This window comes from Clostridium sp. ZS2-4, from assembly GCF_026719745.1.
GTDB lineage: Bacteria > Bacillota > Clostridia > Clostridiales > Clostridiaceae > Clostridium_H.
The window spans coordinates 1-8,133 of sequence record NZ_JAPPRQ010000036.1 but is presented as its reverse complement, the minus strand read 5'-3'; the positions used below and the strand labels follow the sequence as shown (position 1 = coordinate 8,133).

The 8,133-nt window shown below is 27.1% G+C and carries 10 protein-coding genes; 3 read left to right on the top strand and 7 right to left on the bottom strand.

All coding sequences use genetic code 11. From position 1 onward, the window contains the following. Positions 1-426: 426 nt before the first annotated feature. A complete protein-coding gene (locus OIO11_RS06215) occupies positions 427-927 on the bottom strand; it encodes a GNAT family N-acetyltransferase (protein WP_268070580.1) in 501 nt (166 codons plus the stop codon). A 218-nt stretch (positions 928-1,145) separates the two neighbouring features. Then, the gene (locus OIO11_RS06210) at positions 1,146-1,580 is read right to left on the bottom strand and encodes a lipocalin family protein (RefSeq protein WP_268070581.1); all 435 of its coding nucleotides are present in this window, start codon (positions 1,578-1,580) and stop codon (positions 1,146-1,148) included. 91 nt (positions 1,581-1,671) lie between these two features. Here OIO11_RS06210 and OIO11_RS06205 point away from each other — a divergent pair, with 91 nt between their 5' ends. Then, positions 1,672-2,709 carry an IS1595 family transposase gene (locus tag OIO11_RS06205; protein ID WP_268070579.1) on the top strand — a complete coding sequence of 346 codons (1,038 nt, stop codon included), beginning with the start codon at positions 1,672-1,674 and terminating at the stop codon, positions 2,707-2,709. A 79-nt stretch (positions 2,710-2,788) separates the two neighbouring features. Next, entirely contained in the window at positions 2,789-3,439 is a 651-nt protein-coding gene (locus tag OIO11_RS06200) for a hypothetical protein (RefSeq protein WP_268070578.1), read from the top strand. A gap of 51 nt (positions 3,440-3,490) precedes the next feature. On the opposite strand, the gene OIO11_RS06195 is transcribed toward OIO11_RS06200, so the two are convergent. Both OIO11_RS06195 and tnpB read right to left on the bottom strand, forming a co-directional pair. After that, positions 3,491-4,081, bottom strand: a complete 591-nt coding sequence (locus OIO11_RS06195; protein ID WP_268070577.1) for a lipocalin-like domain-containing protein — start codon at positions 4,079-4,081, stop codon at positions 3,491-3,493. 224 nt (positions 4,082-4,305) lie between these two features. Then, entirely contained in the window at positions 4,306-5,466 is a 1,161-nt protein-coding gene (tnpB, locus tag OIO11_RS06190; protein WP_268070576.1) for an IS200/IS605 family element RNA-guided endonuclease TnpB, read from the bottom strand. Positions 5,467-5,650: 184 nt separating this feature from the next. Between tnpB and OIO11_RS06185 the strand changes: the two genes are divergently transcribed. Then, positions 5,651-5,833 carry a hypothetical protein gene (locus OIO11_RS06185; protein ID WP_268070575.1) on the top strand — a complete coding sequence of 61 codons (183 nt, stop codon included), beginning with the start codon at positions 5,651-5,653 and terminating at the stop codon, positions 5,831-5,833. A 285-nt stretch (positions 5,834-6,118) separates the two neighbouring features. Here the strand turns inward: OIO11_RS06185 and OIO11_RS06180 are convergent, their stop codons facing one another. From OIO11_RS06180 to OIO11_RS06170, 3 genes are all read right to left on the bottom strand, one after another. Then, positions 6,119-6,679 (bottom strand): hypothetical protein, encoded by a 561-nt coding sequence (locus OIO11_RS06180; protein ID WP_268070574.1) that lies wholly within the window; start codon positions 6,677-6,679, stop codon positions 6,119-6,121. A 339-nt stretch (positions 6,680-7,018) separates the two neighbouring features. After that, positions 7,019-7,417: a hypothetical protein gene (locus tag OIO11_RS06175; RefSeq protein WP_268070573.1), complete on the bottom strand. Its 399-nt coding sequence runs from the start codon at positions 7,415-7,417 to the stop codon at positions 7,019-7,021. A 61-nt stretch (positions 7,418-7,478) separates the two neighbouring features. After that, positions 7,479-7,784: a GyrI-like domain-containing protein gene (locus OIO11_RS06170; protein ID WP_268070572.1), complete on the bottom strand. Its 306-nt coding sequence runs from the start codon at positions 7,782-7,784 to the stop codon at positions 7,479-7,481. Between the last annotated feature and the right edge of the window lie 349 nt (positions 7,785-8,133).

Below are 8,133 nucleotides of genomic sequence, written 5' to 3'. Positions count from 1 at the left end.
AGGCGTATAATCTTATTTTTAAATTCTGATTCGTATCTTCGTTTTTTCATTGTCGTAACCTCTTTTCTGAAATAAATTATATCATTTATTCGACTGAGGTGTTACAACTTTAGTATACCACTACAAATATCTTTTCTTCTATTTATATAAATAACAACAAATAATCCTATAAGTATAATTACTAATACTAAAACAATTAAAAACTTTTTCTTTTTAAACACAGGTACCTCCCTAACTTGCTCCTCATCTTTATATGTTGCAATACTACTTCATACCAAATCATAGTATATTAATGCTTATTATAATATAAAAATACATGTTTACCAGAAAAAATAACCCTAAGTACCTAATACCTAGAGTTATCTTGTATCTCATCCAAAGCAACTTTATCTACTTTGCTGCTACTTTAAAACATATCCTAAAGATTTAAACTTTTAGTTTCTTCTCAAATAAATAAAACAATCCTTTTCTCCAATTTGTTTCTCCAACCTTTTGATATCCAAGTGTTTCATACATTTTTAAAGCATATGGATTTAGAGAAAAAGCATCTAATCTAATAGATTGTATTTCCTCTTTCTGTAATAAATCTTCAATCATAACCATTGTATTTTTTCCTATTTTTTGATTCTGATAAATTGGATTAACACATACTCTATGTAGTACAACAAACCTTTCATTATGATATTCCCAATTACCATTTTTATACTGATCATCAAACTCATTATTAACCACTACAACAGAAACAATGTTATCATCTTTAATCCCAACATACATTTGTTTTTTTAATATATCTTGTTCAAGAATTGTATTAGTGGGATATATTTCATCCCATTGGTGTATATTATTATCCTCCATTGCATTAGTTGCATTTCTAAATATCTCTATAATTATATTTAAATCTTCAAGTTCTGCTTTTCTTATTTTCATAGACTACTCCTTCTCATTATATAAATAATTTTTACTACGTATAAGATTAAAATTTTATCATATTTCCTACACACTTTATTTTATATTAACCCTCATTATAACAAAAGAATACATGTTTACCAATAAAAAATAACCCTAAGTACCAATACCTAGAATTATTTTTTATCTTATCTATAAAACTACTTCTTTTCAATTAATCTTTTGAATTTTTATATAACTTAAGCTTTTACAGATATATAATTAGCATATCCTACTAATTCCATAAAACCTTTTCCATGTATTTGCCTTATTTGTTTATTTTGAAATATTTCATTTCCCGATACAAAGCAAGCCCCTTCCCATATTGTATGAAGAGGACCTAAGACAGGCATTTCTTGTTGTTTTAGAATTGGTACTACTTTCATTTCCATGCTGAAATCTGGAATTTTGATAAACCACTCTATAGGATAAAGTACATTTGTTAGAGGGCTTCTCCAATATTTCATAGGCTTTAAAATAACGTTTCTAGTAAATTTCAGAATACCATCTACTCCAATTAAGTTAGCCATAGGAGAAAAAGTTGTACCTGTCTTAATGTCTAGAAACTCATTAATTATTAATTCGCGGCCATCTTCTAACTGTAGTGCAAACCAATTCCAACCTGTTTTTGTTATTGGCTATGTTTAAGAACTTTGTTGATATTGTATATTTATTTTACACTATGGCATAATTAAGATAAGAATATTTGTTCGGAGGTTTGTCATTATGCCAAGTGTAAAATCTTTACTTTCAGAATTTGAGAAGTTATCTACATTAGAACAAGAGCAATTATTTAATCTAATTGGAGAAGTGCTTACTCTATCTACTCATACAAAAAATATTATTGAGGAAGTGCGAGAAAATCGTTTTTCAAAGGGAAAAATCTGTCTACATTGCGATAGTAACAATGTAGTTAGAAATGGTAAATATAATGGCAAACAAAGATATCTATGTAAAGATTGTGGAAAGACTTTTAGCGACTTCACACAATCGCCTATATCTAATTCAAAGAAACCTTTAGATAAGTGGCTAAAATACGCTGAATGTATGATTATGGGATATTCCATTAGAAGGTGTGCTAAAATAGTTGGAATTAACATAGCAACTTCATTCTTTTGGAGGCATAAGATTTTAGATGCTATAGCAAAATTTATGGATATAGGTTCTGTTGATGGTGTAATTGAGGCTGACGAAGTATTTTTTGCAGAAAGTTTTAAAGGTAATCATAAAAAGAGCAAGACATTTAAAATGCCAAGAAAGGCTCGTAAAAGAGGCAAACAAGTAAAGAAAAGAGGTATTTCAAAAGAACAAATTTGTGTGGCTACGGCAATTGATAGACAAGGCAATATAATTATAGAATTAATATGCAAAGGTAGAATGACACATAAAGAGTTGAAGAAGCTGTATGATGGTCACATAGGAGAAAGTTCAATACTTTGCACTGATAGTCATAAGAGTTATATTCAATTTGCCAAAGACTTTGATTTAGACCATAAGCGAATTAAGAGAGGTCGTCATAAAGAAGGGGTTTATCACATACAGCACATCAATTCTTTGCATAGTAAGTTAAAGAAATGGATGTATAAATTTCATGGAGTATCAACAAAATTTCTAAAAAATTATCTTTATTGGTTCAAATGGCTTCAATTCTTTGACGAAGATAAGGAACTTATTAAAAGTAAAAACTTTTTAGTTCATAGCAATTCTAAGTTCGTAAAAGTTAAAATTGATGATTTTAAAACAAGAGAACCTGTTTTTATATGATTTTGGTTGATAATATTTACTATACTGTATATAATTTAGTAAAAATTAATTTACAGTTATATCATAGGAGGTGTTTATGATGTTAAAGAAACTTATGCTTGTAATTATTTCTGTAATAATTATTGTTGTAGGTGTTTTTAATGGATACAAATTGAAGCATTACAATGAATTTAAAAATTATTTAAGTAAAACATATCCAAACAAATCTTTTAAATTGCATTGGAGTAAATATAATTTTATATATGGGGGCTTTTATGCAAAAGTTCACTGTAATAATGATGGAACTAATTTTATTATTAATGCTGTTAGTCTTACAGAAGAAGATAGAATAGAAGAACATTATTTGATAGTAAAAAACAAAGATAAATTCAATAAATTAAGTGAAACAATACAATCAAACTTACAAAAAGAAAGTGAATTTAATTGCATTAAAAAAATATATATAGGAGTAAGTAGTGAGGAAATTCTTAATACTGACAAGGAGATAAACTGTAAGGAAATTGCTGATACTGTAAATGTTTATTTTGAAGATAACTCAATACAGGATACACAGCAGTTTGCTAAAATGGCATATAAAACTATACATGCATTAAAAGATAATCAGATTAATATCAATTATATTTACTTTGTTGAAGAAATGAATAAAGGAGTTTACGAACTTCATTTAAGAGGAGAACAAATTAACAAAGAAGCCGAAGAAATATTTAAATTAATTAAAAAACTAAAATAGTATTACACATTTTTATTATTTTGCGAATCAACGGGCTTACTAATGTAAGCCCTAATTTATATGAAATATCAACATCTTTTTAAAACATAGCCTTGTTATTAAACTGTTTAAATATCCCCATTGATGGTCAAACCAGCCTTTCCCCCTTACACATTCTCTTACTTTCCCTTTTTTAATAAATCCTTCTACATTATTTTGAGTAAAAGAATAGTAAAATAATTGATTTGGTTTTCCATCTTTTCCGACTAACGTTATAGGTTTATTGGAACAGAATTGCAGATCAATAACATCATTGTTCCCAACTACATGAACATGAAATTTATTTTCTGATTCATCGATAAAAGAAAGGGAAGATTCTCCATATAAGAGTTGCGTTGGATTGCTTGCAATAGCAGTATTTCTCATCATTTGATGAGGAGAAGGAATTTTGCCTCTAAGAAGACTGATTAATTGTTCTCTCATTTTTTTGTCGCCTGGATATAGTAACAAATAAACTGGAAGCTGCAAAATCATATTATATAGTAGCTTGCTGTCAGTAAAAGAAAAACTCTGATGAGAGTTTTCTTTTAAATCAAGGATAGAAAAAATTAAATAATGCCCTTTGCAAAACTCAAAATCTCCTGTACGAAAAAATGCAGCCATTGTTGCATATTTTCCACCTTTATCCCCATTAAGAAAAGCAAAATAATACCACCATTCGATATTTGAAAATAAATGTTTTCCTGTATCTTTAGAAATATTTGTACATGGATATAGTTTAATAATAATCCACCACCAAAGTATTTTCTTTTAAAATATGATAGAACACATACTTTGGTTACTATTTTTCAAACTGAAATACTTTATTGTGAACTACCCCCACTTACCTACCGGTTGAAGTGGGAGCTTCCTGTTTCAAAGACCTCGTAACCTACTATCTCCACAGGCTTAAAATCGGATTGTTCCAATCCTACTTTTAATATATTTAGTGCTGCATTGTAATCTCTGTTTTTATGCATGTAGTGGCAATTTGGACATTCCCATGCTCTAACAGTAAGGTTTTTAACATCTTCATTTTGAAAACCACAGTTAAAACATATTTGGCTTGAAGGGTAATAGGTATCAACTAAAGATATAGTTCTACCATACCACTTAGCTTTATATTCTAGGAATTGTCTAAACTTAGACCAACTTACATCACTAATGAGTTTTGACAGCTTACTGTTTTTAAGCATATTTTCTACTTTAAGATTTTCAAGACAAATAACTTGGTTTTCGTTAATTAGTCTTGAACTTAACTTATGGAGAAAATCAAGTCTACAGTTAGCTATTTTCTCATGGATCTTAGCTAGTTTAATTCTAGCTTTGTGAAAATTGTTACTTCCTTTAGTTTTACTTGATAATCTTCTTTGAGCTTTCAAAAGTTTTTTATAATACTTTTGAAGGAATTTAGGATTATCAATAATTTCATTATCAGAAGTAACACAAAAAGACTTTATACCTACATCTAAAGCGATAGCAGTATTAAGTCTTGGTAGTTTTTCTATATTATCAACTTCACAACATAGAGAAACGTAGAATTTATTTGTATTAGTTTTAGATATAGTAGCATTTAAAATTCTACCTTTAAGTTGTCTATGATATTTAAGATTTATCCAACCTATTTTGGGAAGTTTGATTTTATTATTTTCTATAACAATATTATTGTTAACCATTTGGGTTCTATAAGTATGAAAGTGATTATGCTTACTTTTAAATTTAGGAAATCCATAACCTTTAAAGAAATTTCTAAATGCTTTATCTAAATCTCTTAATGTTTGTTGTAGAGATATACTATCAATTTCTTTTAACCACTCAAAATTAGATTTTAAAGTAGTTAGTAATCTTGAACATTCTTTATAGGAAACTGATTTTTTAGTTTCTTTGTACTGTTCATTCTTATAATTAAGAAAATGATTAAAGATATATCTATTACAGCCAAAGGTTTTATTAAGCATTGTAGTTTGTTCTTTATTTGGATATATTCTATATTTAAAAGCTAGTTCCATAACTTCACCCCTTAACATATATAGTATACCTAATATAATTAAATTTATACTTGTAATTATTAGCAACGCCCTTACATCTCCCAGTTATAGAACAGGGGGTCTTACGGGCAAATGATAAATGAAAAACTAGAATCTCTAGATTATTATAGTTCATTAAGGTAATAATAGTACAGAGGTGATTCATGTGACTAAAAAAATAGTAGTTGTATTATCTTTTTTATTTATACTTATAAAGCCACTTTATATTAATGCCCAAGACTTTAAACATATTGAAATTTTTGACCCTGCTGTAAAGGTACATTGTCAAGCATTAACTGCAACTGTAAATGAAGTCTATATAATTCTTCATCAATTTAATGGTAAATAGCTTAAAAAAGTTGCACTATAATTTCTTATGCAATGAATCCAAAAAACGACCCCAAAACAGAAAATTTCAATAATTCCATATTGGTATATTAATGTTTCTAAAATTGGATCTACAATAGATGCTAATATTATTTTAGTAAATAAAGAGGATCTTGCTATACTTATAGGACCTCCCATTTGCCCAATATATTTTTCACTACACCCAATATCATTATTTTTCTTAAATCTGATACCAACTAAATAAACCTATTGTTCTTCTTTATAATTTTTCCTATTATAACTTATACTAATATTCATCTTCATATAAAACATTATTATTTTTATCACATAGAGTAATTACACCATTCTGTTTGTACCCTTTCTTAGGTTTATCTTGTACAATTATAATACCTTTTTTCCCATTTAATAATTTTGTTTTTGATATACCATTATAAAAATCTATAACCTTATATGTTTTTTTTAAAAGTTCTTTATCATTTACAATAATTGTCATAAACGGAATACCAGTTGCAACTCCACCTATAAAAACTTGAGGCTCTTTTGACGTATTGGGAACAATTAAACTTCCTTGCAATAATTCTTTTCCATCACTTTCATCTTTATACTTATATAACATATAGTGTCCCTTTGATTCTTCATTTTCAAATAATACAATTGTAAATCCACTAGTATTCTGGACATCTATAGGAGAGATATTATTTTCATCTAAGAATTCTTTTAACTCACTTTCATTGACAGCTCTAGTAGCTGGCAAATATATATGTGCAGTTTTTTTAGATTTATAACCAAGTAATATCAAAATACTTGTCAACAAACACATTATTAAGATAATTAATTTTTTATTCATAACAAATGCACCTTCCCGATATCTTGTGATACTATATATTAATTATTTTTTCCTTCTAATACCATTACTAAAAAAAGAATACCAACAATAAATATCCGTATATTTTTAACTATATAAATAAGGAGATGATTATTTGAAAAATAAAATAATCGTTATTATAATACTTGCTATAGGATTACTTTCTCTACACACTAAATTATTCATTAGTTTTAAATATCATGGTTATATTCCAGTGTTTGTTTGTTTTTGCTTGCAATAATAACATTATTATCAAAAAAAAATTAGGTATACAAACATAATGATACTTACTATTGTTATTTACGAATACTACAACTTAAATCAACTTTGATCAAAATTCTCTTCATAAAAGTATTTTTTTGTTGGCAAAATAAATATTAATTCTATAAATGTCAGCATAAAGTTTGTAGAAAGAAATAGTTGTTTATTTTGCAGACACCAAATAATATATACTAATAGGAAAAATATACTATAAGTTATCATTGTCCAATAACCCCATCTTTTAAGTTTCAAAAAGCCATAAGATGCTATTAGGAGAATTATGGACAATAATAACTGCATTATATCATATGAAAAAATAGGTAATGGTATAGTAGAAAAACCAAGTAGTTCTAGAAAACCTGGAAATAATGATGCTATTGATAGTAATGTTGATAATAAAGCAATTAAAACATTTATATCTCCAATAAATGTTATTATTAAAGGTCTTTTTTCACTCATACATACCACTCCCTATAAATTCATAATCTTATACGATTATGTTTTAATACATTTATGCTTGTTAATACGTACTTTTTTTAGATTTTTCTCTAACTTTAAATCTCAAAACTGTCTTCAATTTCTCTGGTGGAGTTTTTCTTGCATCAGATATATATATTTCTTTGTGTGTTTTTTCCAGCCTGTCAAGATTATTTTCAACACAGAATTGCTGCATTAGATTAAATGTTTGAGGTTCATCATCATAACTGCCTAAATGCATAGCTTGAACACATAATCCTTCCTCTATAATTTCAAATTTAACCTTATCTAGGCATAGATTAGGCTTTTTTAACTTTACACTTTTGACTGCATAATCTAATTTAACCATAATATATTTCCAATTATACCATATAAATCCTTATGCGTAAGTAATATAATCTAATTGAAGCATACACAAAGTTCATTTAGCTTTCAGAAAACAAATAGAACTGCTAATTCAGCAGCTCTATATTTATACCATATCATTATATTCACTTATATCGTAATATTTTGCTGTTATGAATCAATTAAATTATTTGTTTAATACAGTAAATAAGAATATTATGTATTTAATTCTTACCCCTATTTTAATCTATTCTACATGTAATTTAAGTTTTTCCTCTGTTTCTTTTCTTAGCCTAATCGTTTTTTTTAGTTTTTTTCCAGCTCTTTTTACTTGCTCTAAAGCATCTTGATTT

Coding starts and splice junctions, on each gene's coding strand:
- OIO11_RS06215 (WP_268070580.1), bottom strand. CDS start 927: ATGAAAATAAGAAAAGCAGAACTTGAAGATTTAAATATAATTATAGAG.
- OIO11_RS06205 (WP_268070579.1), top strand. CDS start 1,672: ATGCCAAGTGTAAAATCTTTACTTTCAGAATTTGAGAAGTTATCTACA.
- OIO11_RS06200 (WP_268070578.1), top strand. CDS start 2,789: ATGTTAAAGAAACTTATGCTTGTAATTATTTCTGTAATAATTATTGTT.
- OIO11_RS06195 (WP_268070577.1), bottom strand. CDS start 4,081: ATGGCTGCATTTTTTCGTACAGGAGATTTTGAGTTTTGCAAAGGGCAT.
- tnpB (WP_268070576.1), bottom strand. CDS start 5,466: ATGGAACTAGCTTTTAAATATAGAATATATCCAAATAAAGAACAAACT.
- OIO11_RS06180 (WP_268070574.1), bottom strand. CDS start 6,679: ATGAATAAAAAATTAATTATCTTAATAATGTGTTTGTTGACAAGTATT.
- OIO11_RS06175 (WP_268070573.1), bottom strand. CDS start 7,417: ATGAGTGAAAAAAGACCTTTAATAATAACATTTATTGGAGATATAAAT.
- OIO11_RS06170 (WP_268070572.1), bottom strand. CDS start 7,784: ATGGTTAAATTAGATTATGCAGTCAAAAGTGTAAAGTTAAAAAAGCCT.